This is a genomic window from Pseudomonas sp. MBLB4136 (assembly GCF_051904765.1).
Taxonomy (GTDB): Bacteria; Pseudomonadota; Gammaproteobacteria; order Pseudomonadales; family Pseudomonadaceae; genus Aquipseudomonas.
Genome location: NZ_CP196713.1, coordinates 3,753,811 through 3,777,291 on the forward strand (window position 1 = coordinate 3,753,811; position 23,481 = coordinate 3,777,291).

Consider the following 23,481-nt stretch of genomic DNA (forward strand, 5'->3'; position numbering starts at 1 on the left):
AGCCAAGCCATGCACCAACTGACCCTGGCCGAGATCGCCCGCGGACTCGCCGACAAGCAATTTTCCGCCGAGGAACTGACCCGCGACCTGCTGGCGCGCATTCAGCAACTCGACCCGCAGCTCAACAGCTTCATCAGCGTCACCGAGGAGCTGGCCCTGACCCAGGCCAAGGCCGCCGATGCGCGCCGCGCCAATGGCGAGAGCGGCGCCCTGCTCGGCGCTCCAATCGGCCACAAGGACCTGTTCTGCACCCAGGGCGTGCTGACCAGCTGCGCCTCGAAGATCCTCAGCGGGTTCAAGGCGCCCTATGACGCCACCGTGGTGGAGAAGCTGGCCGCCGCCGGTGCCGTGACCCTGGGCAAGCTGAACATGGACGAATTCGCCATGGGCTCGGCCAACGAGTCCAGCCACTACGGCGCGGTAAAGAACCCCTGGGACCTGAGCCGCGTACCGGGCGGCTCCTCCGGCGGCTCCGCTGCAGCGGTAGCCGCGCGCCTGCTGCCGGCCGCCACCGGCACCGACACCGGCGGCTCGATCCGCCAGCCGGCGGCGCTGACCAACCTCACCGGGATCAAGCCGACCTACGGCCGCGTCTCGCGCTGGGGCATGATCGCCTACGCCTCCAGCCTCGATCAGGGCGGCCCGCTGGCGCGCACCGCCGAGGACTGCGCACTGATGCTGCAGGCCATGGCCGGTTTCGACCCGAAGGACTCCACCAGCGTCGACCAGCCGGTGGACGACTACCTGGCGAGCCTCAACCAGCCGCTGGCCGGCCTGCGCATCGGTCTGCCCAAGGAGTACTTCGGCAGCGGCCTGGATGCACGCATCGGCGAGCAGGTCATGGCGGTGGTCGAGGAGCTGAAGAAGCTCGGCGCCACGGTCAAGGAGATCAGCCTGCCGAACATGCAGCATGCGATCCCGGCCTACTACGTCATCGCCCCGGCGGAAGCCAGCTCCAACCTGTCGCGCTTCGACGGCGTGCGCTTCGGCTACCGCTGCGAGAACCCGGTCAACCTCGAGGACCTGTACAAGCGCTCCCGTGGCGAGGGCTTCGGTGCCGAGGTCAAGCGGCGCATCATGGTCGGCACCTACGCGCTGTCGGCCGGCTACTACGACGCCTACTACCTCAAGGCGCAGAAGATCCGCCGGCTGATCAAGAACGACTTCGTGGCGGCCTTCGACGAAGTCGACCTGATCCTCGGCCCGACCACGCCGAACCCGGCCTGGAAGCTCGGCGAGAAGAACAACGACCCGGTCGCCGCCTACCTGGAAGACATCTACACCATCACCGCCAACCTGGCCGGCATCCCCGGTCTGTCCATGCCCGCCGGCTTCGTCGACGGCCTGCCGGTGGGTGTGCAGCTGCTCGCCCCGTACTTCCAGGAAGCGCGCCTGCTCAACGTGGCGCACCAGTATCAACAAATCACTGATTGGCACACCCGCGCGCCAGCCGGATTCTGAGGACGACTCACATGCAATGGGAAACCGTGATCGGGCTGGAAATCCACGCACAGCTCGCCACCCGCTCGAAGATCTTCTCCGCCAGCGCCACCAGTTTCGGCGCCGAGCCCAACACCCAGGCCAGCCTGGTCGACCTCGGCATGCCCGGCACTCTGCCGGTGCTCAACGAGGAAGCCGTGCGCATGGCCTGCAAGTTCGGCCTGGCGATCGACGCCGAGATCGCGCCGACGAACGTCTTCGCCCGCAAGAACTACTTCTACCCCGACCTGCCCAAGGGCTACCAGACCAGCCAGATGGACCACCCCATCGTCGGCAAGGGCTTTCTCGACATCACCCTGGAAGACGGCACGGTCAAGCGCATCGGCATCACTCGCGCGCACCTGGAAGAGGACGCCGGCAAGAGCCTGCACGAAGACTTCCACGGCATGAGCGGCATCGACCTCAACCGCGCCGGCACGCCGCTGCTGGAGATCGTCTCCGAGCCGGATATCCGCAGCGCCAAGGAAGCGGTGGCCTACGTCAAGGCCATCCACGCCCTGGTGCGCTACCTGGGCATCTGCGACGGCAACATGGCCGAAGGCTCGCTGCGCTGCGACTGCAACGTCTCGGTGCGCCCAAAAGGCCAGGCCGAGTTCGGCACCCGCGCCGAGATCAAGAACGTCAACTCCTTCCGTTTCATCGAGAAGGCGATCAACCACGAGGTGCAGCGCCAGATCGAGCTGATCGAGGACGGCGGCACGGTGGTTCAGGAAACCCGCCTGTACGATCCGAACAAGGACCAGACGCGCTCGATGCGCAGCAAGGAAGAGGCCAACGACTACCGCTACTTCCCCTGTCCCGACCTGTTGCCGGTGGTGATCGAGCAGAGCTTCCTCGAGGAGATCCGCGCCGGCCTGCCGGAGCTGCCGGTGCAGAAGCGCGAGCGTTTCGAGCGCGAGTTCGGCCTGTCCGCCTACGACGCCAGCGTGCTGGCGGCCAGCCGCGAACTGGCCGACTACTTCGAGCAGGTGCAGCAGGCCTGTGGCGACGCCAAGCTGGCGGCCAACTGGGTGATGGGCGAGCTGTCCAGCCTGCTCAACAAGGACAACCTGGAAATCGAGCAGTCGCCGGTATCCGCCGAGCAACTGGGCGGGATGATCCTGCGCATCAAGGACAACACCATCAGCGGCAAGATCGCCAAGATGGTGTTCGAGGCCATGGCGGCTGGCGAAGGCGCCACGGCTGACGAGGTGATCGAGAAGAAGGGCCTCAAGCAGGTCACCGACACCAAAGCCATCGAGGCCATGCTCGACGAGGTGCTGGCGGCCAACGCCGAACAGGTCGAACAGTACCGCGCCAGCGACGAAGCCAAACGCGGCAAGATGTTCGGCTTCTTCGTCGGCCAGGCGATGAAGGCCTCCAAGGGCAAGGCCAACCCCGGCCAGGTGAACCAATTGCTGAAGAAGAAGCTCGAAGGCTAAGCCGGGCCGCACGGCCCAAGCAGCACAACAGGGATGTCCGCAACATGCGACGCCGGGGCTTGCCCCGGCGTTTATCCATCCGGAGAGACAACCTATGCATCGTTTCACTCTGCTTTTGGCGCTGTTCGCCCTGCTGGCCGGCTGCGCCGGCCAACGCGTCGCCGACGGCGGCTACAGCGCCGAAGGCAAGGCGTCCTATTACGGTGCCCGCCACCATGGCAAGAAAACCGCCAGCGGCGAGCGCTTCGACCAGCACGCCCTGACCGCGGCCCACCGCAGCCTGCCGTTCGGCAGCCGGGTGCGGGTGACCAACCTGCGCAACGACAAGACCGTGGTGGTGCGCATCAACGACCGCGGCCCCTATGCCCGCGGGCGGATCATCGACCTGTCGAAGAAGGCCGCCGAGCGGCTCGACATGCTCCGCGCCGGCGTGGTGCCGGTACGCGTGCAGCAACTGGCCGACTGAGGCGCCCGGCCTTTACAAGCGGTTACCAATAGCCACCGCGCCCCACTGGTCCAACGTGCGCGGATCGCTACACTGGCCGCACCTTTCTGGAGCCCCTCGTTATGACCCTGATGACCTTCGTTTACCTGATCGCCGGCCTGCTGCTGCTGGTGGCCGGCGCCGAAGTGCTGGTACGCGGCGCCGCCCGCCTGGCGGCGCGCTTCGGCATCCCGCCGCTGATCATCGGCCTGACCGTGGTGGCATTCGGCACCAGCGCGCCAGAGACCGCGGTCAGCGTGCAGGCCGCTTTCAACGGCAGCGGCGACCTGGCCATCGGCAACGTGATCGGCAGCAATATCGCCAACGTCCTGCTGATCCTCGGCATGACCGCCCTGGTCGCGCCGCTGATCGTTTCGCGGCAGTTGATCCGCCTGGATGTGCCCCTGATGATCGGCGCCGGCCTGCTGGCCTACGCCCTGGCCTGGGACGGCGCACTGGACCGGCTCGACGGCGCCCTGCTGTTCGCCGGGGTGCTGGCCTACACCGCCTTCCTGATCGTCAGCAGCCGCAAGGACAAGGCCGCCGAGAACGACGAGTTCGCCGCGGAGTACGGCTTGAAGGCGTCAGCCAGAACCAATGCCTGGCTGCTCGACCTGGGCCTGCTGATCGGCGGCCTGGTGCTGCTGGTGCTCGGCTCCAACCTCCTGGTCGAAGGCGCGGTCAGCCTGGCCCGCGCCCTGGGCCTGTCGGAACTGGTGATCGGCCTGACCGTGGTGGCCGTCGGCACCTCGCTGCCGGAGCTGGCCACCTCGCTGCTGGCCGCGCTCAAGGGCGAGCGCGACATTGCCGTGGGCAATATCGTCGGCAGCTGCCTGTTCAACCTGCTCTGCGTGCTGGGCCTGGCCGCGCTGGTGTCGCCCCAGTCGATCACGGTGGCGGCCAATGCCCTGGCCTTCGACTTCCCGGTGATGATCGCCGTCAGCATCGCCTGCCTGCCGATCTTCTTCTCCGGTTACCGCATCAGCCGCTGGGAGGGCCTGCTGTTTCTCGCCTACTACGCCGCCTACACCCTTTACCTGGTGCTCGCGGCCAGCGGCCGGCCGTTCGCCGAGACCTTCGCCGACGCCATGCTCGGCTACGCCCTGCCGCTGACCGTGGTGACTCTGCTGGTGGTCGGCGCGCGCGCCTGGCAGCAGCAGCGCGCCGCCTGAGCGACCCGCAGCCTCAGGCCCAGCCGCCCCACTGCAGCAGCAGCAGGCCGAGGTTGATGGTCACCACCCCGGCCAGGGTGGTGATGACGATGATCACCGCCGCCAGCTGATGATTGCCGCCCGCCGCCCGTGCCATGACGAAACTGGCCGCGGCGGTGGGACTGGCGAAATAGAAGAACAGGATGCCCAGGTCGGCCCCGCGAAAGCCCCACAGCCAGGCGCCCAGGGTCGCCAGCAGGGGCAGCCAGACCATCTTCATCGCGCTGGAACTCAGGGCGATGCCACTGCTCTCGCGCAAGGAGGCCAGCGACAGGGTGCCGCCGATGCAGATCAGCGCCAGGGGCAGGGTCATCTGCGCGAAATAGCCGCCGGAGGTCAGCAGCCAGTCCGGCAGCTCCACCTGCCAGTAGGCCACCGGAATGGCCAGCAGCACGCCGATGATCAGCGGGTTGCTGAGGATGCTGCGCACGATGGTCCAGGGATCGGCCTTGGCATTGGGGCTGTAGATCGCCAGGACGATTGCCGACAGCGCGTTGTAGCTGAGGATCACCACGCCGGCCAGGACGCTGCCCACCGCCAGGCCGTAGTCGCCGTACAGGCTGGTGGCCAGGGCCAGGCCGACGATGCCGTTGTTGCCGCGAAAGGCGCCCTGGGTATAGACGCCGCGATCCGCCTCGGGACAGCGCAGGATGGCCCAGCCCCAGGCGATCAGGAAGGTCGCCAGGGTCGCCAGCACGAAATAGCCGATCAGCGCCGGCTGCAGTGCGGTGCCCAGGTCGGCCTTGATGATGCCGAGAAACAGCAGGGTCGGCATGGTGCCGCGAAACACCAGGGCCGAGGCGGTGTTGATGAACGCGGCATCGATCCAGCCCAGGCGCTTGAGCGCCACGCCGAGAAACAGCATGGAGAACACCGGGGCGGTGATGACGAGGGTTTGCTGGATGGCGGCGAGCATGACGGCCCCTGGGCAGGCACTTACTTAGGGGCCTAATGATAACAAGCAAAGTCCCTCTAGCAGGCGGCTTGCGCGCAGAAATTATCCGCCCGCCGTTGCCTCCCGAGTCCGGCGCGGGGCAGCCGGACTCGCGCCGTCCAGGCGCAGCTCAGCGCCGCACCGGGCGCTTCTGCAGCTTGCGTTGCAGGGTGCGCCGGTGCATGCCCAGGGCCCGCGCGGTCGCGGAGATATTGCCTTCGTTCTCGGCCAGCACCCGCTGGATGTGCTCCCACTGCAGGCGGTCGACCGACATCGGGTTGTCCGGCACCAGGCTGTCGAGGTCGGCATGCTGGGTCAGCAAGGCGGCCAGCACATCGTCGGCATCGGCCGGCTTGCACAGGTAGTTGCAGGCGCCGCGCTTGATCGCCTCGACCGCCGTGGCGATGCTCGAATAGCCGGTGAGGATCACCACGCGCATCTCGGCGTCCAGCTCCAGCAGCTTGGGCAGCAGCACCAGGCCGGAGTCGCCCTCCATCTTCAGGTCCACCACGGCGTAGTCCGGCAGATCCTGCTCGGCCAGGGCCAGCCCCTCCTCGGCCGAGCCAGCGGTGGAGACCCGCAGGCCGCGGCTGCTCATGGCCCGCGCCATGACCCGGGTGAAGGTCGGGTCGTCATCGACCAGTAGCAGGTGGGGTTGTTCTTCGCCGTCGAACAGCGGCTCGTCACTCATGGTTCACTCCTTGCTGGCCGGCATCAGCCACGGCCGTAGGCACGCGGCAACTTGAGCTCGGTGAGCGTGCCGCCTTCTTCATGGTTATACAACTTTACCGTGCCGCCGGCACGGGTGACGCTGGCCTGGCTGAGAAACAGGCCGAGGCCGAAGCCCTTGCCCTTGGTGGTGAAGAAGGGCCGGCCGAGCTGCTCGGCAATCGCCAGGGGCACGCCGTCGCCATGATCGCGGATGCTCAGGCGCAGCCACTGGTGGTCCCAGTCGAGGCGGATGTCCAGCTTGTCCGGGCAGGCGTCGGCGGCGTTGTTCAGCAGGTTGAGCAGGGCCTGGGTCAGGTCGGCCGGCGGCATCAGTCGCGGCGGCGTGCCGCGGCCGACGCACTGGTAGCGGTAGCTGGCCTCGGGGCGCATCAGGTGCCAGCGCTTGAGCGCGGTTTCCAGCCATTCGACGCAGGACTGCTCGACCACCGCCTGGCGGCGATCGGCCTCGGCGGCGCGCACCAGTTGCTGCAGGGTGTCCTTGCACAACTTGACCTGCTCCTGCAGCACGCCCAGGTCTTCCTGCAACAACGGCTCGCGGTGCTCGCGCAACAGCTCCTTGATCAGCACGCTCATGGTCGCCAGCGGCGTGCCCAGCTCATGGGCGGCGCCGGCGGCCTGGGTGGCCACGGCGAGCAGCTGCTGATCGCGCAGGCCCTCCTCGCGACGCTCGGCGCGCAGCTCCTCCTGGCGGCGCAGCTCCTCGGCCATCTTGGCGACGAAGAAGGTGATCAGGCCGGCGGCCAGGGCGAAACTCAGCCACATGCCGTAGATCAGCAGGCTCTCCCGGGGCCCGGCCGGCAACTCCAGCGGATGGGACCACACCAGCAACAGGGTATAGCCGGCCAGGGCCAACCCGGACAGGACGATGGTGAACATCCAGGGCAGGGTCGCCGCGGCGATGGTCAGCGGCACCAGGTAGTAGGAGACGAAGGGGTTGGTCGAGCCGCCCGTGTAATACAGCAGCACGCTGTGGATGATCAGGTCGCAGCCCAGCTGCACGGCATACTCCTGCTCGGTGACCGGCCAGGGGCCACGCAGGCGCAGGGCGGTGAGCAGGCACAGGACCAGCGAGACGCAGAGGGTGACGCTGAGCTCCAGCCAGGGCAGCGGCAGCAGCCCGGAGTTGTAGGCCAGGCCGACCGAGCCGGCCTGGGCGGCCAGGACCAGGATACGGATCAGGGTCAGGCGCCAGAGATTTTGTCGACTGGCCGACAACAACTGCACGGGTGCGAGCATAAGCTCTCCAAATAGCCTCGGTTTGCGAGCCGAGCGAGTATAACCAAGGCTCCGCCCGGCCTCGTGCGGCAACTGGCCGCAGCACGCCGCTCGGGCCGGGAACCGCGCTTAACCCGCGCAGTCGAAGAGCTACGTCTAACCTCAGGAACCCGTCGCGCAGTCCCTGCGCCCAGTCCTTACAAGGAGTTGCCATGCAATCGCTACCCCGCCTCGCCAGCGCCCTCGCCTTCAGCGCCGCCGCCCTGCTCAGCCTCACGGCCCAGGCCGATGAGGCGCGCTACAACCAGATCGCCCTGCGCGCGGAAGTCAGCCAGGAAATCGCCCACGACCTGATGCACGTCACCCTCTACAGCGAGGCGCAGCACAGCGACCCGGCCACGCTGGCGGCACAGATCACCGGCACCCTCAACGAAGCCGTGAAGCAGGCACGCGCCGCCAAGGGCATCAGCGTCGCCCTCGGCAGCCGCCACAGCTATCCGGTGTACGACGACAAGAACCAGCAGATAACCGCCTGGCGCGAGCGCGCCGAGCTGCGCCTGGAAAGCGCCGACTTCGCCGCCCTGTCGAAGCTCACCGGGGAGATGCTGAAAACCCTGAAGATGGCGGGCATGGACTTCAGCATCGCTGCGCCGACGCGCAAGAGCCATGAAGATGCCCTGCTCAAGGATGCCGTGGCCGCCTTCCGCGCGCGGGCCCAGCTGGTCACCGAGGCCCTCGGCGGCAGTGGCTACAAGCTGGTCAACCTGAACCTCAACAGCGGTGGTTTCCAGCCGCCGATGCCGATGCGCATGGCCAAGGGCATGGCGATGATGGAAGCAGCAGTCACCCCGGAGATCGAGGCCGGCACCAGCCAGGTGACGGTCAACGCCGACGGCGTCATCGAAGTGCAGATGCCCTGAGCGCGCCCCCTGTCTGGTCGCCCCGGTCAAGTAGACCTGCTCGGGTAGACCTGGCCGGGCCAACTTGACCACACCGCCATAACCCGAAGATGGCGGCACCTTGCCAGCAAATCCGCCAGAAGTTTCATCAATGCGACAAGTCCTTACAGCACACCTACAGTTGCTGAGCTCTGTCCAAGATGACACTTGCCTCGGGCATATGCCCTGCCTAGCTTCTTGCCAGGCCCCCACAAGGGGCCCCTCACGATGACAACCACAATAAACATGAGGTCAATATGCGTAAAAACGCCGTCATCCAGGCCATGGTCGTCGCCGGGCTGCTCGCCAGCACGCCCCTCGCCCACGCCGCCAGCAGCCTGGTCTATTGCTCCGAAGGCAGCCCCGCCGGTTTCGATCCAGGCCTTTACACCACCGGCACCGACTTCGACGCCGCCGCGGAAACCATGTTCAACCGCCTGACCCAGTTCGAGCGCGGCGGCACCGCAGTGGTGCCTGGCCTGGCCGAGAAGTGGGACGTCTCCGAAGACGGCCTGGTCTACACCTTCCACCTGCGTCCCGGCGTCAAGTTCCACAGCACCGAGTACTTCAAGCCGAGCCGCGAGTTCAATGCCGACGACGTGCTGTTCACCTTCCAGCGCATGCTCGACACGGAGCATCCGTTCCGCAAGGCCTACCCGTCCGAGTTCCCCTACTTCACCGACATGGGTATGGACGCCAACATCGCCAAGCTGGAGAAGATCGACGAGCACACCGTGCGCTTCACCCTCAACGAGGTTGACGCCGCCTTCATCCAGAACATGGCCATGAGCTTCGCCTCGATTCACTCGGCCGAGTATGCCGACCAGCTGCTCAAGGCCGGCAAGGCCGACGATATCAACCAGAAGCCGATCGGCACCGGCCCCTTCGTCTTCAAGCGCTACCAGAAGGACGCGCAGATCCGCTTCACCGGCAACAAGGACTACTGGAAGCCGGACGACGTCAAGATCGACAACCTGATCTTCGCCATCAACACCGATGCCTCGGTGCGCATGCAGAAGCTCAAGGCCGGCGAATGCCACGTCACCCTCAATCCGCGCCCGGCCGATCTGGACTCGCTGGCCAAGGACCCGAACATCCTGATGCCCTCCCAGGCGGGCTTCAACGACGGCTATATCGCCTACAACGTCACCCATGCCCCGCTGGACAAGCTCGAAGTGCGCCAGGCCCTGGACATGGCGGTGAACAAGCAGGCGATCATCGACGCCGTGTACCAGAGCGCCGGCCAGCTGGCGGTCAACGGCATGCCGCCGACCCAGTGGTCCTACGACGAGACCATCAAGGATGCCGGCTATAACCCGGACAAGGCCAAGGAGCTGCTCAAGGCCGCCGGAGTCAAGGAAGGCACCGAGATCACCCTGTGGGCCATGCCGGTGCAGCGTCCCTACAACCCCAACGCCAAGCTGATGGCCGAGATGCTCCAGGCCGACTGGGCCAAGGTCGGCGTCAACGCCAAGATCGTCACCTACGAGTGGGGCGAGTACCTCAAGCGCGCCAAGGCCGGCGAGCACGACACCATGCTGATCGGCTGGAGCGGGGACAACGGTGACCCGGACAACTGGCTGGGCACCCTCTACGGCTGCGATGCAGTGGACGGCAACAACTTCTCCAAATGGTGCTTCGAGGAGTACGACAAACTGGTCAAGGCGGCCAAGCGCACCACCGACGTCGCCGAGCGGACCAAGCTGTACAAGCAGGCCCAGCACGTCCTCAAGGCCCAGGTGCCGATCACCCCGATCGCCCACTCCACGGTGTACCAGCCGATGCGCAAGGAAGTGCAGGACTTCAGGATCAGTCCATTCGGCCTCAACTCCTTCTACGGAGTCAGTGTCAGCAAGTAGTCCCACTGTGAATGCCCGAGCCGGTTACCCACCGGCCCGGGTTCCGTGCCACGGCGGCCTACCCGGCTGCCGATCCGCACCATCGACCCTCGGGGACACCCTGATGCCGAACTATTCACCCCTATTGCTCCGCCTGCTGCTGAGCGGCGCCCTCGCCGCCGGCCAGGTCCACGCCGCCAGCGACAGCCTGGTGGTGTGCAGCGAAGCCAGTCCGGAAGGCTTCGATATCGTCCAGTACACCGCCGCCACCACCGCCGACGCGGCGGCGGAAACCATTCTCGAGCGCCTGGTGCAGTTCGCCCCCGGCAGTACCGAGGTCGTGCCGGCCCTGGCAGAGCGCTGGGACATCGCCGCTGACGGCCTGAGCTACACCTTCCAGTTGCGCCAGGGGGTCAGGTTCCATCGCACCGCCTGGTTCACCCCGAGTCGCGAGCTCAACGCCGACGACGTGCTGTGGAGCTTCCAGCGCCAGCTCGACCCACAGCATGCCTGGCACGGCCGCTCGCTGCGCGGCTTTCCCTATGCCGAAGCCATGGGCATGGCGGAGCTGATCGAGCGCATCGAGAAACTCGACGAGCACCGCGTGCGCTTCGTCCTCAGGCGTCCCGAGGCGCCCTTCCTGGCCAACCTGGCCATGGCCTTCGCCTCGATCTATTCCGCCGAGTACGCCGGGCAATTGCTCGCCGACGGCAACAGCGAACAACTCAACAGCCTGCCGATCGGCACCGGCCCCTTCGTCTTCGAGCGCTACGCCAAGGACGCCCAGGTGCGCTACCGGGCCAACCCCGACTACTGGGGAGGCGCCCCGCGCATCGGCAAGCTGATCTTCGCCATCACCCCCGAACCCAACGTGCGCCAGCAGAAACTCAAGGCCGGCGACTGCCAGATCGCCCTCTATCCGCGCCCCGTGGATATTCCGGCGCTCAAGGCCGATCCGACCCTGCAGGTCCTCGAGCTCGACTCGCTGCTGACCGCCTACATCGGCATCAACACCCGCCACCCGCCGCTGGATGACGTGCGCGTGCGCCAGGCCTTGAACCTGGCCTTCGACAAGGCCGCCTACCTGCGCGCGCAGTATGGCGAGGGCGGCGCCAGCCCGGCGCTCGCCCCCTACCCGCCGACGCTCTGGGGCCATGACCCACAGCTGCAAGGCTGGCCCCGCGACGTCGAACGGGCGCGAAAACTGCTGGCCGAGGCCGGCCACGCCGACGGTTTCAAACTGTCGATCTGGACCCGTCCCGGCGGCGGGCCGACCAACCCCAACCCGGGCATCGGCGCGCAGATGCTGCAGGCCGACCTGGCGGCCATCGGCATCGACGCCGACATCCGTGTGTTCGAGTGGGGCGAACTGATCAAGCGGGCGAAGAACGGCGAACACGACCTGGTGTTCATGGGCTGGGCCGGCGATAACGGCGACCCGGACAACTTCCTCACCCCCAACCTGTCCTGCGCCGCGGCCGAGTCCGGGGAGAACCAGGCCGGCTGGTGCCACGCCGAGTTCGACCGGCTGATCACCGAGGCCCGCCAGGTGGCCGACCAGCGCCAGCGCGCCGCGCTGTACCGCCAGGCCCTGGCGATCTTCCATGAACAGGCGCCCTGGATTGCCCTGGCCCACCCCAAGCAGTTCAGCGCCCTGCGCAAGGATGTACGGGGCTTCGTCCTGAGCCCCATGGGCTCGAACAACTACGCCCGGGTGAGCCGGCCATGAGCTCCAACCCCGTCGCCCGGCTGCGATCCGCGGATTGGCCGAGTCGCTGCGCACCGGCTGTCCCGGAGCGCATCCGCGCAGCGCGAGATTGCGTCCCCCCCTACAACAACAGCGCCGGGCCATGCGACCCGGCGTGCCGATCCAACCGTTGGAGTGCCGATATCCCATGCTTGCCTTTATCGCCAGACGCCTGGGGCTGCTGATCCCCACCTTCTTCGGCGTCACCTTGCTGACCTTCGCCCTGATCCGCCTGATTCCCGGCGATCCGGTGGAAGTGATGATGGGTGAACGCCGGGTCGACCCGCAAATGCACGCCCAGGCCATGGAGCGCCTGGGGCTGAACAAGCCGCTGTACGCCCAGTACCTGGACTACATCGGCGACCTGGCCCAGGGCGACCTGGGCGAGTCGCTGCGCACCCGCGAAAGCGTGTGGCACGAGTTCCTCACCCTGTTTCCCGCCACCCTCGAGCTGTCCATCGCCGCGCTGCTGTTCGCCGGCACCCTGGGCCTGGTCGCCGGGGTGATCGCCGCGCTGAAACGCGGCTCGCTGTTCGACCACGGGGTGATGGGCATCGCCCTGGCCGGCTACTCCATGCCGATCTTCTGGTGGGGCCTGCTGCTGATCATGTTCTTCTCCGTGGGCCTGGGCTGGACCCCGGTGTCCGGGCGCATCGACCTGCTCTACGACATCCCCCCGGTGACCGGCTTCATGCTGATCGACACCCTGCTGTCGGAGGAGGAAGGCGCCTTCGTCGATGCCCTGCAGCACCTGATCCTGCCGGCCGTGGTGCTCGGCACCATCCCCCTGGCGGTGATCGCCCGCATGACCCGCTCGGCGATGCTCGAGGTGCTGCGCGAGGACTACGTGCGCACCGCCCGCGCCAAGGGCCTGTCGCCGGCCCGGGTGGTGTTCGTCCACGGCCTGCGCAACGCGCTGATCCCGGTGCTGACGGTGTTCGGCCTGCAGGTCGGTGCCCTGCTCGCCGGCGCCGTGCTGACCGAGACCATCTTCTCCTGGCCGGGCATCGGCAAGTGGCTGATCGAGTCGATCGGTGCGCGCGACTACCCGGTGGTGCAGAACGGCATCCTGCTGATCGCCTGCCTGGTGATCCTGGTCAACTTCGTGGTGGACATCCTCTACGGCCTGGCCAACCCACGCATTCGCCATCAGCGCTGAGGAGGGCCGGACATGAATGCTTCCACCGATATGCCGGTCATCGACCAGAGCCTGCTCTACCCCTCGCCGCTCAAGGAGTTCTGGCAGGCCTTCGCCCACAACAAGGGCGCAGTGGCCGGCCTGCTGTTCATGCTGCTGATCGTGTTCTGCGCGCTGTTCGCCCCCTGGGTGGCGCCGCACGACCCCAGCGAGCAGTACCGCGACTTCCTCCTGACCCCGCCGGTGTGGCTGGAAGGCGGCCAGGCGCAGTTCCTCCTCGGCACCGACGAACTGGGCCGCGACCTGCTCTCACGACTGATCCATGGCGCCCGCCTGTCGCTGCTGATCGGCCTGTCCTCGGTGCTGATGTCGCTGATCCCGGGCATCCTCCTGGGCCTGGTCGCCGGTTTCTTCCCGCGCCTGCTGGGCCCCTCGATCATGCGCCTGATGGACGTGATGCTGGCCCTGCCCTCGCTGCTGCTGGCGGTGGCCATCGTCGCCATCCTCGGCCCGGGGCTGATCAACACGGTGATCGCCATTGCCATCGTCTCGCTGCCGTCCTACGTGCGTCTGACCCGCGCGGCGGTGATGGGCGAGCTGAACCGCGACTACGTCACCGCCTCGCGCCTGGCCGGCGCCGGCCTGATGCGGCTGATGTTCGTCACCGTGCTGCCCAACTGCATGGCACCGCTGATCGTCCAGGCCACCCTGAGCTTCTCCTCGGCGATCCTCGATGCCGCCGCCCTGGGTTTCCTCGGCCTCGGCGTGCAACCGCCGACCCCGGAGTGGGGCACCATGCTGGCCTCGGCGCGCGACTACATCGAGCGCGCCTGGTGGGTGGTCTCGCTACCCGGCCTGACCATCCTGCTCAGCGTGCTGGCAATCAACCTGATGGGCGACGGCCTGCGCGACGCCCTCGACCCGAAACTAAAAAAAGCCGTGTAAGGAGGCCCGCATGTACCACCACCCATTGGTGCGCACGGCGCACCCTACCCCGACCGCGGCACCAACAATCCGTAGGGTGCGCCGCGCGCACCACAGCCAAACGGAGCGTCGTCCATGAGCCTGCTGGATATCAAGAACCTCAGCGTGCGCTTCGGCGACGCCGATGCCGTACCGGTGGTCGATGGCCTGGACATCAGTGTCGACAAGGGCGAGGTGCTGGCCATCGTCGGCGAGTCCGGCTCCGGCAAGTCGGTGACCATGATGGCGCTGATGGGCCTGATCGAGGCCCCCGGCCGGGTCAGCGCCGACAGCCTGCAGTTCGACGGCACCGACATGCTGCGCCTGAAGGGCAAGCAGCGCCGACACATCGTCGGCAAGGACCTGTCGATGGTCTTCCAGGACCCGATGACCGCGCTCAACCCCAGCTTCACCGTGGGCTTCCAGATCGAGGAGGTGCTGCGCCAGCACCTGGGCCTGAAGGGCAAGGCCGCGCGCCAGCGCGCCCTGGAACTGCTGGAGCGGGTCGAGATCCCCGGCGCCGCCAGCCGCCTGGATGCCTACCCGCACCAGCTCTCCGGCGGCATGAGCCAGCGCGTGGCGATCGCCATGGCGATCGCCGCCGAGCCCAAGCTGCTGATCGCCGACGAACCGACCACGGCCCTGGACGTGACCATCCAGGCGCAGATCATGGAGCTGCTGCTGGGCCTGCAGCGCGAGCAGGACATGGCCCTGGTGCTGATCACCCACGACCTGGCGGTGGTCGCCGAGACTGCCCAGCGCGTCTGCGTGATGTACGCAGGCCAGGCGGTGGAGGTCGGCGCTGTGCCGCAGCTGTTCGACGCCCCCACCCACCCCTACACCGAGGCGCTGCTCAAGGCGATTCCCGAGCACGCCCTCGGCGCCCGGCGCCTGTCGACCCTGCCCGGCATCGTCCCCGGCCGCTACGACCGTCCCAGCGGCTGCCTGCTGTCGCCGCGCTGCCCCTATGCCCAGGCCCGCTGCCGCGAGCAGCGGCCGGCGCTGGCGCCCCATGAGCGCGGCGCGGTGCGCTGCTTCTTCCCCCTCAACCTGACCTCGGAGGTGGCGTGATGAGTGCCGTAGCCAGCCCACAAGCCAGCGGCGACCCGGTGCTCAGTGCCCGCGAGCTGACCCGCCACTACAGCGTGTCGCGCGGCCTGTTCCAGCCGGCGGCCAGCGTCCAGGCGCTCAACGGCGTGTCCTTCGAGTTGCAGGCCGGCAAGACGCTGGCCGTGGTCGGCGAGTCCGGTTGCGGCAAGTCGACCCTGGCCCGCGCCCTGACCCTGATCGAGGAGCCCAGCTCAGGCAGCCTGCAGATCGCCGGCCAGGAGGTCGCCGGCGCCAGCAAGGCGCAGCGCGCGCAGCTGCGCCGCGACGTGCAGATGGTGTTCCAGAACCCCTACGCCTCGCTCAACCCGCGGCAGAAGATCGGCGACCAGCTCGGCGAACCGCTGCTGATCAACACCCAGCTGTCGCGGGTCGAGCGGCGCGAGCGGGTGCAGGCGATGATGCAGCAGGTCGGCCTGCGCCCCGAGCACTACCAGCGCTACCCGCACATGTTCTCCGGCGGCCAGCGCCAGCGCATCGCCCTGGCCCGGGCGATGATGCTGCAGCCCAGGGTGCTGGTGGCCGACGAGCCGACCTCGGCGCTGGACGTGTCCATCCAGGCCCAGGTGCTCAACCTGTTCATGGACCTGCAGGAGGAGTTCAACACCGGCTACGTGTTCATCTCGCACAACCTCTCGGTGGTGCGCCACGTCGCCGACGACGTGCTGGTGATGTACCTCGGCCGCCCGGCGGAAATGGGCCCCGGCGAACAGATCTACGCCCGTCCGCTGCACCCCTATACCCAGGCCCTGCTCTCCGCCACCCCGGCCATCCACCCCGACCCGCTCAAGCCGAAGATCAAGATCGCCGGCGAACTGCCCAATCCCCTCGATCCGCCGCCGGGCTGCGCCTTCCACAAGCGCTGCCCCTACGCCGACGAGCGCTGTCGCCGCGAGCTGCCGCCGTTGCGCCTGATCGAGGCGCGCCAGGTGGCCTGTCACCATGCCGAGACGATCAACGCCTGAGGGGCCCGCGGCGCTTGGTTGAGGACAGCGTTCGCCGGGCACGGGCCCGGCGAACGGCATCCCTAGCGCCCGAAAAAGCGGTAGAAGGTGCGCAGCTCGGCCTGGGCGTCGGTGACGCTGACCGGGGTGAAGCGCAGCTTGTGATGGGGCGGGCACTGGGCCAGGCGATCCTGATCGAGCGGATGCAGCCAGCCGAGCAACGGATAGCCGCCCATGGTCTGGTGGTCGGTCTGGAGGATGATCGGCTGGCCATCGGCCGGCACCTGGATCGCCCCGCGCGTCACCCCCAGCGACCACTGCCGCCGTGGCGGCTCGAGGGCTTCGCCGAGCAGGCGCGCGCCCATTCGGTCGGACTGCGGGCTGAGCTGCCAGGTCTGCGCGAAGAACGCCTGCAGCTGCGGCTCCTCGAAGCGGCCGGCGTCGCCACCGGTGATCACCCGCAGCAGCGGCGTGGCGCGGTAGTCCGGGCGGTACGCCCAGGGCACGCTGAGACCGCGGTCGAAGCGGGCCACGCCGCACGCCAGCAGCTCGCCGGCCCGCAGCGGCTCGCCGCCGCCGCGCAAACCGCCCAGCCCTTCGCGCGTCTGAGTGCTGACGCTGCCCAGCACGGCCGGCGCCTGAAAGCCGCCGGCCACCGCCAGGTAGGCGCGCTGGCCACTGTGGGCGTAGTCCAGTTGCAGGCGCTGGCCGGCGCCAATGGCGAAGCGCGACCAGGGCGGCAGCGGCCGGCCATCGAGGCTCGCCGAGACCTCGGCGCCGGTCAGCGCCAGCCAGGTATCCAGTTCGCTCGCCAGCTCGACATGCCCCAGGGCGATCTCCAGCAGCGGCGTGCCCCAGGGGTTGTCCAGCAGGCGGTTGGCCCAGGCCGCGGCCTGGCGGTCCAGGGGCCCGGCCGGCGATACGCCGAGGTGCTGCCAGCCGTGACGGCCGCCGTCCTGCAATAGGCTCAGGGGACCCGGCTTGATCACCCGCAGCCAGCTCACAGGGGACCGCCCTCGGCGCGAAAGGTCTGCTCGTCGATCGCCACGAAACGCACCCGGTCGCCCAGGCTCAATGGACAGGGCGGCACGCGAGCGGCATCGAACAGGCGCCAGGGGCACAGGCCGAGCAGGTGCCAGCCGCCGGGCGAGGCCTGGGGATAGACCGCGGTCTGGCGCTCGGCGATGGCGAGGCTGCCGGCCGAGACCCGGGTGCGCGGGGTGGCCCGGCGCGGCAGGACCAGGCGCTCGTGCAACTCGCCGAGGTAGGCGAACCCGGGGGCGAAGCCGATGGCGCCCACCCGGTACTCGCCAGCGCTGTGCAGCTCGATCACCTGGGCGACGCTCAGGCGGCACAGGCGCGCCACCTCGGCCAGGTCCTCGCCGGCGTACCAGACGGGAATCTCGTGCAGGCGCCCGGCCTCGCTGGCCAGCGGCTCGCCGAGCCACTGTTCCAGCATCGGGGTCAGGCGCGCGGTCAGCTGTTCGTGGTCGGTGCGGGTCAGGTCGTAGTGCAGCAGCAGGCTGGTCCAGCCGGGCACCAGGTCCCTGAGCAGCGGCCCCAGCTCGCTGCGGATGCGCGCGGCCAGCAGGGCCAGGCGTTGCGGCAGGCGGTCATCGGGTTGCTCGGCCAGCACCAGCAGCAGGGCCTCGGCGCCGGCCGGTTCGAGACGGATCACGCGGCGTCCAGCAGCGCCCGCAGGCGGCGCAATACGGCCAGGGATTCGGCGTTGTCGCCGTGCACGCAGAGGCTGTCGGCGCACAGCTGCAGCGGCCGGCCGTCGATATCGGCGAACGGCTCGCCGCGGGCGATGGCCAGGCCCTGGTCGAGGATGCGCTGGGGCTCCTTGTGCACCGCCTCGCTCAGGCGCCGCGGCGCCAACTGGCCGTCGGCCAGGTAGGCGCGGTCGGCGAACGCCTCGAACATCAGCGGCACATCGGCGGCGTCGGCGAATTCCAGCTCGCGGCGATTGTCGGCCAGGGCCAGCACCATCAGCGGCAGGCCCTTGCGATACAGGGCGCAGGCATCGAGCACTGCGGCGAGCAGGGCGTCGTCGCGCACCATATCGTTGTACAGCGCGCCGTGGGGTTTGACGTAGGCCACTTGGGTACCCGCTGCGCGGCAGAAGGCCTCCAGCGCGCCGAGCTGGTAGAGCACCAACGCGGTCACCTCATCCGGCGTGCAGGCCATGTGACGGCGGCCGAAGCCGGCCAGGTCCGGATAGGACGGGTGGGCGCCGATGCGCACCCCGTGCTGCACCGCCAGTTCGACGGTGCGCCGCATGGTCAGCGGATCGCCGGCGTGGAAGCCGCAGGCCAGGTTGGCCTGGTCGACCAGCGGCATGGCCAGCGCGTCGTCGCCCATGGTCCAGGCGCCGAAACTCTCGCCCATGTCGCAGTTCAGCAGTATTCGTCTGTTCATGGGCACAAGCTTAGAGCCGTGCCGCCCAAGGGAAAAGCCCGGCCGTGCAGGATCGGCGCGGCAGCGCCACGCCGAGGGCGCTCAATAGACGTCGCGCCGGTAGCGGCCGGCCTCGCGCAACGCCTCCAGCCCGCCGGCGCCGAGGATGTCGTGGAGCACCCGATCGACGCCGCCGGCCATTCCGTCCAGGCTGCCGCAAACGTAGATCGCCGCGCCCTGGGCCAGCCAGCGGCGCAGTTCCTCCGCGGCCTCGCGCAGGCGATCCTGCACATAGAGTTTCTGCGCCTGGTCGCGGGAGAAGGCCGGGTCGAGGCGCGCCAGTTCGCCACTGGCCAGCCAGCCCTGCAGCTCGTCGCGACAGTAGAAGTCATGGGCCGCGTGGCGCTCGCCGAACAGCAGCCAGTTGCGCCTGTGGCCGGCCGCGATGCGCGCCTTGAGCAGGCTGCGCAGCCCCGCCAGGCCGGTGCCGTTGCCGATCAGGATCAGCGGCCGGTCATCGACCGGGGCGTGGAAGGCGCTGTTGCGTCGCACCCGCGCCAGCAGGCGCTGGCCGGGCCGCAAGGCTTCGCTGAGCCAGCCGCAGGCCAGGCCCAGAGCGCCGTCGTCGCGGCGCTGCTGGCGCACGATCAGCTCCAGGCCGGCGTCGCTCGGCAACGAGGCGATGGAGTAGGCCCGGGTTGCCAGATCGACGGCGTTGCACGGCAGGACATCGAGCAGGTCGCCCGCCTGCCAGTCGACGCCGGCCGGCGGCTGCAGGCGGATCAGGAAGGTCGCCGCGCCGCTGCTGCCGGGGTTGAGGCACTCGCGCTCCAGCAATGTCCATTCGGCGAAGGGTTGCGCCGGCAACGACTCGGATGCGCCGGTCAGCTCGCCGAGCCGGCGCTGCCAGTGTCCCAGGGCGCGGATGTCGGCACCGTCCACCTGCACCGGTTCGAACAGCGCCTGCCCGCCCCGCTCCGCCAGCCAGTCGTGCAGGCGCTCGGCGAAGCCGCAGAACTGGCGGTACTGGCGGTCCCCCAGGGCGAGCAAGGCGTAGCGCAGGCCATCCAGCGCCAGCGGCTGGCCGAGCAACGCGCGCTCGAAGCCGCGGGCGCTGTCCGGTGCCTCGCCGTCGCCGAAGGTGCTGACCACGAACAGCGCCTGGCGCGTCTCGCGCAGCGCCTGCTCAGTCAGCGCGCCCAGGGGCTGCACATGCACCGGAAAACCGGCGGCCTGCAGCCGCCTGGCAGCCTGCCAGGCCAGCTGTTCGGCGAAGCCGCTCTGGCTGGCGAAGCCGACCAGCCAGGCATCCGCGCTATCCGCCGCCGGTGCCACCGCACCACGGGCCAGGATCGCCCCACGCCGCTTGCGCCGCCGGTCGAGATAGAGCAGCCAGCCGGTGATGGCGAACAGCGGCATGACGCCGCTGGCCAAAGCCATGAGGACGCGCCCGGCCAAGCCGAAGTACTCGCCGCTGTGCAGCGCATAGACACTGGTCAGGAGGCGGGCACCGAAGGACTTGTCGGCATAGCGCTCGTGGTGACTGACGCGACCGCTGAGCGGGTCGAGCCCGAGCTGGTTGTAGGCGCGCGGATGCGCGGCATCGCGCAGCAGATAGAGCACGCTCGCCGGTTGCCCCGGCCGCTCCGGTAGACGCAGGTTCCAGCTGGCCAGCTGCGGACCGGCGGCGTCCCTGAGCCCACTCCACAGCGCCTGATAGTCGACCTCCGGCGCCGCCAGGGGCGCTGCGGCGCGCCGGCCCGGCCGGTCCCGCTGCGCGCCCGGGGCGTCGCCAAGCAGGCCGGTCACGCCGTCGCGATACCAGTCGTAGGACCAGAACAGGCCGGTCAGCGCCGCCAGCAGGTAGAACATCAGGCACCAGGTGCCAAGGACCGCATGCAGGTCCCAGTTGAACGCGCGCCCCTTCTTGCCGCGGTCGAGGAGCAGCCAGGCGCGCCAGTTGGATGCCTGGCGCGGCCAGCGCAGGTACAGCCCGGACAGGCAGAAGAACAGCAACGCCAGGGTGCTGGCGGCGGTGACCTGCTTGCCGCTGTCGCCCATGGCGAGGAAACGGTGCAGCTGCAGCATCAGGGCGAAGAAGGCCTGGCCCGTGGGCGGCGCCAGCACTTCGCCGCTGTAGGGGTCGACATAGCGCATCGGCCCGCGGCGCTCCCCCGCTGCCGGGACGAAGCTGACCCGCGCGGCGCTATCGCTGCCCGGCTCCAGGGCCAGTCCGACGACCCGCATGCCCGTCGCGGCCTCGACGCGCTGGACCAGCTCGGCGGGCGTCAACACCGTCGGCCGCACCTCGAGCCGCAGTGTCTGTGGATTGAGCGCACGCAGCAGCTCATCCTGAAAGGAATAGGCGGCACCAGTCACGCCCATCAGGGCCAATACCAGACCGGCGCTGATACCCAGCAACCAGTGCAGCTGAAAGAGGATTTGCTTGAACACGGTTCGGACACCAGACAGGAGTGACGGGAGGCGGAAGACTCTAAGTGAGAAACAATTGCATTTGCCAGTCTTTACCGGCTATTTACACAGCGCCGGCGCCCAGGCTTCGGCCTCGCGACGCAAGCCCACTGGCCAGCCGCACACCACTGGACAGGCGGGCCCAGCCGCCAGTCGGCAGAAGGCCGCCCGATTGGGCGGCCTTCTGCCAAGCGAACACAGCGGGCGACGGCCGAGCCGCCGCACCACTAATCAGAAAGAGACATTGGCGCCCAGGGCAAAGGCCAGCGGCGAGCCCGGCATGATGTTGTTGTTGCCATGGGCCGAGGCGTAGTACTCCTCGTTCAGCAGGTTCTCCACGTTCAACTGCAGGCGCAGCTGCGGGCTGACCTTGTAGTACACGGCCGCATCGACCCGGGTGAAGCTCGGCAGCACCACCTTGTTGTCCGCCGCGGCGAACACGTCGCTCTGGTAGATCAGGCCCAGACCGGCGCCCCATTGCGGGTCGAAATCGTAGCGGTTCCACAACGAGAAGGAGTCGCGCGGTACTTGGGCGATCTCGTTGCCGTCGTAGTCCGGGGTCTGGATCTCGCTGTTCTGGTAGGCATAGCCGCCGGTGACCTGCCAGGCATCGGTCAGCTGGCCGGTGAGCTCCAGTTCGACGCCGCGCACCCGCTGGCCGTCGACCAGGATCGAGCGGCTCGAGTTGCTCGGGTCGGTCGTCGCCACATTGCTGCGCTGCAGGTGGTACAGGGCCGCGGTCGCCGCCAGGCGCGGACTGATGTCCCACTTCACGCCGATCTCGCGGTTGGTGAACTCCTCCGGCTCCAGCGCGCTGTTGCTGGCGCTGAGGGAGGCCAGTTGCTCGCCGGCGCGCGGCACGTAGGCGATCGAGTAGCTGGTGTAGACGGACAGGTTGTCCAGCGGCTTGTAGATCAGCCCGGCGCGCGGCGAGTACAGGTCGTCGGAACTGGACAGCCGGGTGTGGCCGCCGCCCTTGTAGTCGTCCACGTCCACCTTGAAGTTGTCGTAGCGCACGCCGAGCAGCAGCTCCCACTGCGAGGTCAGCTGAATCTGGTCCTGCAGGTAGAGCGCGGCGTTCCGGGCGACACTGCGGTTGTCGGCGTCGGTGGCGCTGTGGCGGAACACCACCGGCCCCTGATAGATGCTGTCCTGCGGCGTCACCAGGGTGTTCTTCTGGGTGGCGGCGGCATTGAAGAAGCCGGTCTCGCGGAAATTCTCGGTGTCCTGGCGGCTCAGCTCGGCGCCGACCAGCAGGGTGTGGTCGAAGCCCAGGGCGTGGCCGGCGATCGTCAGGTCGGTCTGGTTGATCAGGTTGGTGCGGTCGGTGGCGTTGTTGTAGGCGCCGAGCTGAACCTGGTTGGTGGTGGCGTTGTAGGCCGCGGACGGGTAGACGTTCTGATAGAACTTCGCGTAGTCGGCATAGCGGGTCTGGTTGGTCAGCAGCACGCCGTTGGCGAACTCGTGAGTGATGCGGCCGTTCAGCGCATCCACCTCGGCCGTGGAGAAGCTGTCCTCGGGGCTGCCGAAGTGCCTGGACTCGTTGACCTTCAGCGGCTCGCCGCGGCTGCTTCCGGCCTTGGTGAAGGACGGCAGGCCACGGTCGACGGTGCGATCGTCCTCGAAGTGCTCGTAGCCGACCTCGATCAGGGTGGCGTCGCTCAGGGCGAAGCTCGCGGTCGGGTTGATCGCCCAGCGCTCCAGCTCGCCATGGTCGCGGAAGCTGTTGGAATCCTCGAACAGCGCGGTCAGGCGCAGCGCCAGGCGCTCGTTGACCGCCTGGTTGAAGTCGCCGGTCATGCGCCGGTTCTCCCAGGAACCGTAGCTCAAGCCGACTTCGCGGCCGTCGGTCCAGTTGGCCTGCTTGGTCACCCGGTTGATCAGGCCACCGCTGCCGCCGCGGCCGAAGATCATGCCATTGGGGCCCTTCAGCACCTCCACCCGCTCCACGTTGTACAGGTCGCGCAGGTACTGCACGTCATCGCGCATGCCGTCGACGAAGAAGTCGGCGGTGGTGGCATTGCCACGCAGGATCGGCGCATCGCGATGGCCCTCGCCCTGGGCCATCTGCACGCCCGGCACGTAGCGCACCACGTCCGCCATGCCCTTCATGGACTGATCGCGGATCTGCTCGTCGGTCACCACGCTGACGGCCTGCGGCACGTTGCGCAGCGGCGTGTCGGTCTTGGTGGCCGTGCGGGTCCGCTCGACCTTGTAGGCATTGCGCTTGTGCACCACCTGCATGGGTTCCAGCGTGACGCTGTCGGCCTCCGCCGCACTGAGCGGCTGTGCCGAGCCCAAGACCAGAGTGGCGGATGCCACCGCACAAACCAGCAGACGACGCTGCGGCAGACTGCCCATACCCTTGCCACACTTGCGCATGCGAATCACTCCCAAATAGAAAGAGACGCGATTCTATTCAATAATCATTATCAAT

The 23,481-nt window shown here is 68.2% G+C and carries 19 protein-coding genes; 11 read left to right on the top strand and 8 right to left on the bottom strand.

What is annotated here, in order from left to right:
• The first annotated feature begins 9 nt into the window (after nucleotides 1-9).
• The 4 genes from gatA (at nucleotide 10) to ACSX1D_RS17115 (ending at nucleotide 4,577) form a co-directional block, all read left to right on the top strand.
• Nucleotides 10-1,461 (top strand): Asp-tRNA(Asn)/Glu-tRNA(Gln) amidotransferase subunit GatA, encoded by a 1,452-nt coding sequence (gene gatA, locus ACSX1D_RS17100; RefSeq protein ID WP_439859643.1) that lies wholly within the window; start codon nucleotides 10-12, stop codon nucleotides 1,459-1,461.
• Nucleotides 1,462-1,472: 11 nt separating this feature from the next.
• On the top strand, nucleotides 1,473-2,921 hold the full coding sequence (gene gatB / locus ACSX1D_RS17105; RefSeq protein WP_439859644.1) for an Asp-tRNA(Asn)/Glu-tRNA(Gln) amidotransferase subunit GatB: 1,449 nt from the start codon (nucleotides 1,473-1,475) through the stop codon (nucleotides 2,919-2,921).
• A 94-nt stretch (nucleotides 2,922-3,015) separates the two neighbouring features.
• Nucleotides 3,016-3,387, top strand: a complete 372-nt coding sequence (locus ACSX1D_RS17110) for a septal ring lytic transglycosylase RlpA family protein (protein WP_439859645.1) — start codon at nucleotides 3,016-3,018, stop codon at nucleotides 3,385-3,387.
• Between the two features lie 101 nt (nucleotides 3,388-3,488).
• Nucleotides 3,489-4,577, top strand: a complete 1,089-nt coding sequence (locus ACSX1D_RS17115; RefSeq protein ID WP_439859646.1) for a calcium/sodium antiporter — start codon at nucleotides 3,489-3,491, stop codon at nucleotides 4,575-4,577.
• A 13-nt stretch (nucleotides 4,578-4,590) separates the two neighbouring features.
• On the opposite strand, the gene ACSX1D_RS17120 is transcribed toward ACSX1D_RS17115, so the two are convergent.
• The 3 genes from ACSX1D_RS17120 to ACSX1D_RS17130 form a co-directional block, all read right to left on the bottom strand.
• Nucleotides 4,591-5,532, bottom strand: a complete 942-nt coding sequence (locus ACSX1D_RS17120) for an AEC family transporter (RefSeq protein ID WP_439859647.1) — start codon at nucleotides 5,530-5,532, stop codon at nucleotides 4,591-4,593.
• Nucleotides 5,533-5,680: 148 nt separating this feature from the next.
• Nucleotides 5,681-6,241: a response regulator transcription factor gene (locus ACSX1D_RS17125; protein WP_439859648.1), complete on the bottom strand. Its 561-nt coding sequence runs from the start codon at nucleotides 6,239-6,241 to the stop codon at nucleotides 5,681-5,683.
• A gap of 23 nt (nucleotides 6,242-6,264) precedes the next feature.
• Nucleotides 6,265-7,518, bottom strand: a complete 1,254-nt coding sequence (locus ACSX1D_RS17130; RefSeq protein ID WP_439859649.1) for an ATP-binding protein — start codon at nucleotides 7,516-7,518, stop codon at nucleotides 6,265-6,267.
• A 191-nt stretch (nucleotides 7,519-7,709) separates the two neighbouring features.
• Here ACSX1D_RS17130 and ACSX1D_RS17135 point away from each other — a divergent pair, with 191 nt between their 5' ends.
• From ACSX1D_RS17135 to ACSX1D_RS17165, 7 genes are all read left to right on the top strand, one after another.
• Complete coding sequence (locus ACSX1D_RS17135) at nucleotides 7,710-8,417, top strand: SIMPL domain-containing protein (protein WP_439859650.1); 708 nt, start codon at nucleotides 7,710-7,712, stop codon at nucleotides 8,415-8,417.
• A gap of 275 nt (nucleotides 8,418-8,692) precedes the next feature.
• Nucleotides 8,693-10,294, top strand: coding sequence for an ABC transporter substrate-binding protein (locus ACSX1D_RS17140; RefSeq protein WP_439859651.1), 1,602 nt, complete (start codon nucleotides 8,693-8,695; stop codon nucleotides 10,292-10,294).
• Nucleotides 10,295-10,397: 103 nt separating this feature from the next.
• Nucleotides 10,398-12,002: an ABC transporter substrate-binding protein gene (locus tag ACSX1D_RS17145; protein ID WP_439859652.1), complete on the top strand. Its 1,605-nt coding sequence runs from the start codon at nucleotides 10,398-10,400 to the stop codon at nucleotides 12,000-12,002.
• A gap of 166 nt (nucleotides 12,003-12,168) precedes the next feature.
• The gene (locus tag ACSX1D_RS17150; protein WP_439859653.1) at nucleotides 12,169-13,179 is read left to right on the top strand and encodes an ABC transporter permease subunit; all 1,011 of its coding nucleotides are present in this window, start codon (nucleotides 12,169-12,171) and stop codon (nucleotides 13,177-13,179) included.
• 12 nt (nucleotides 13,180-13,191) lie between these two features.
• Nucleotides 13,192-14,103: an ABC transporter permease subunit gene (locus ACSX1D_RS17155; RefSeq protein WP_439859654.1), complete on the top strand. Its 912-nt coding sequence runs from the start codon at nucleotides 13,192-13,194 to the stop codon at nucleotides 14,101-14,103.
• Between the two features lie 114 nt (nucleotides 14,104-14,217).
• Entirely contained in the window at nucleotides 14,218-15,192 is a 975-nt protein-coding gene (locus ACSX1D_RS17160) for an ABC transporter ATP-binding protein (protein ID WP_439859655.1), read from the top strand.
• Entirely contained in the window at nucleotides 15,192-16,193 is a 1,002-nt protein-coding gene (locus ACSX1D_RS17165; RefSeq protein WP_439859656.1) for a peptide ABC transporter ATP-binding protein, read from the top strand. Before ACSX1D_RS17160 ends, ACSX1D_RS17165 begins: the two co-directional genes overlap by 1 nt.
• A gap of 62 nt (nucleotides 16,194-16,255) precedes the next feature.
• On the opposite strand, the gene ACSX1D_RS17170 is transcribed toward ACSX1D_RS17165, so the two are convergent.
• The 5 genes from ACSX1D_RS17170 to ACSX1D_RS17190 all read right to left on the bottom strand — a co-directional run bounded on the left by ACSX1D_RS17170 (nucleotide 16,256) and on the right by ACSX1D_RS17190 (nucleotide 23,426).
• Nucleotides 16,256-17,176: a biotin-dependent carboxyltransferase family protein gene (locus ACSX1D_RS17170; protein WP_439859657.1), complete on the bottom strand. Its 921-nt coding sequence runs from the start codon at nucleotides 17,174-17,176 to the stop codon at nucleotides 16,256-16,258.
• The gene (gene pxpB, locus ACSX1D_RS17175; RefSeq protein WP_439859658.1) at nucleotides 17,173-17,850 is read right to left on the bottom strand and encodes a 5-oxoprolinase subunit PxpB; all 678 of its coding nucleotides are present in this window, start codon (nucleotides 17,848-17,850) and stop codon (nucleotides 17,173-17,175) included. The genes ACSX1D_RS17170 and pxpB overlap by 4 nt, the downstream gene beginning before the upstream one ends.
• Nucleotides 17,847-18,593 carry a 5-oxoprolinase subunit PxpA gene (locus tag ACSX1D_RS17180; protein ID WP_439859659.1) on the bottom strand — a complete coding sequence of 249 codons (747 nt, stop codon included), beginning with the start codon at nucleotides 18,591-18,593 and terminating at the stop codon, nucleotides 17,847-17,849. Before ACSX1D_RS17180 ends, pxpB begins: the two co-directional genes overlap by 4 nt.
• Nucleotides 18,594-18,674: 81 nt before the next feature.
• A complete protein-coding gene (locus ACSX1D_RS17185) occupies nucleotides 18,675-21,026 on the bottom strand; it encodes a PepSY domain-containing protein (RefSeq protein WP_439859660.1) in 2,352 nt (783 codons plus the stop codon).
• A 249-nt stretch (nucleotides 21,027-21,275) separates the two neighbouring features.
• Nucleotides 21,276-23,426, bottom strand: a complete 2,151-nt coding sequence (locus tag ACSX1D_RS17190) for a TonB-dependent receptor (protein WP_439859661.1) — start codon at nucleotides 23,424-23,426, stop codon at nucleotides 21,276-21,278.
• Nucleotides 23,427-23,481: the final 55 nt, after the last annotated feature.

Excerpts from the sequence above, each read along its gene's own strand:
- gatA (WP_439859643.1), top strand. The coding sequence starts at position 10 with ATGCACCAACTGACCCTGGCCGAGATCGCCCGCGGACTCGCCGACAAG.
- gatB (WP_439859644.1), top strand. The coding sequence starts at position 1,473 with ATGCAATGGGAAACCGTGATCGGGCTGGAAATCCACGCACAGCTCGCC.
- ACSX1D_RS17110 (WP_439859645.1), top strand. The coding sequence starts at position 3,016 with ATGCATCGTTTCACTCTGCTTTTGGCGCTGTTCGCCCTGCTGGCCGGC.
- ACSX1D_RS17115 (WP_439859646.1), top strand. The coding sequence starts at position 3,489 with ATGACCCTGATGACCTTCGTTTACCTGATCGCCGGCCTGCTGCTGCTG.
- ACSX1D_RS17120 (WP_439859647.1), bottom strand. The coding sequence starts at position 5,532 with ATGCTCGCCGCCATCCAGCAAACCCTCGTCATCACCGCCCCGGTGTTC.
- ACSX1D_RS17125 (WP_439859648.1), bottom strand. The coding sequence starts at position 6,241 with ATGAGTGACGAGCCGCTGTTCGACGGCGAAGAACAACCCCACCTGCTA.
- ACSX1D_RS17130 (WP_439859649.1), bottom strand. The coding sequence starts at position 7,518 with ATGCTCGCACCCGTGCAGTTGTTGTCGGCCAGTCGACAAAATCTCTGG.
- ACSX1D_RS17135 (WP_439859650.1), top strand. The coding sequence starts at position 7,710 with ATGCAATCGCTACCCCGCCTCGCCAGCGCCCTCGCCTTCAGCGCCGCC.
- ACSX1D_RS17140 (WP_439859651.1), top strand. The coding sequence starts at position 8,693 with ATGCGTAAAAACGCCGTCATCCAGGCCATGGTCGTCGCCGGGCTGCTC.
- ACSX1D_RS17145 (WP_439859652.1), top strand. The coding sequence starts at position 10,398 with ATGCCGAACTATTCACCCCTATTGCTCCGCCTGCTGCTGAGCGGCGCC.
- ACSX1D_RS17150 (WP_439859653.1), top strand. The coding sequence starts at position 12,169 with ATGCTTGCCTTTATCGCCAGACGCCTGGGGCTGCTGATCCCCACCTTC.
- ACSX1D_RS17155 (WP_439859654.1), top strand. The coding sequence starts at position 13,192 with ATGAATGCTTCCACCGATATGCCGGTCATCGACCAGAGCCTGCTCTAC.
- ACSX1D_RS17160 (WP_439859655.1), top strand. The coding sequence starts at position 14,218 with ATGAGCCTGCTGGATATCAAGAACCTCAGCGTGCGCTTCGGCGACGCC.
- ACSX1D_RS17165 (WP_439859656.1), top strand. The coding sequence starts at position 15,192 with ATGAGTGCCGTAGCCAGCCCACAAGCCAGCGGCGACCCGGTGCTCAGT.
- ACSX1D_RS17180 (WP_439859659.1), bottom strand. The coding sequence starts at position 18,593 with ATGAACAGACGAATACTGCTGAACTGCGACATGGGCGAGAGTTTCGGC.
- ACSX1D_RS17190 (WP_439859661.1), bottom strand. The coding sequence starts at position 23,426 with ATGCGCAAGTGTGGCAAGGGTATGGGCAGTCTGCCGCAGCGTCGTCTG.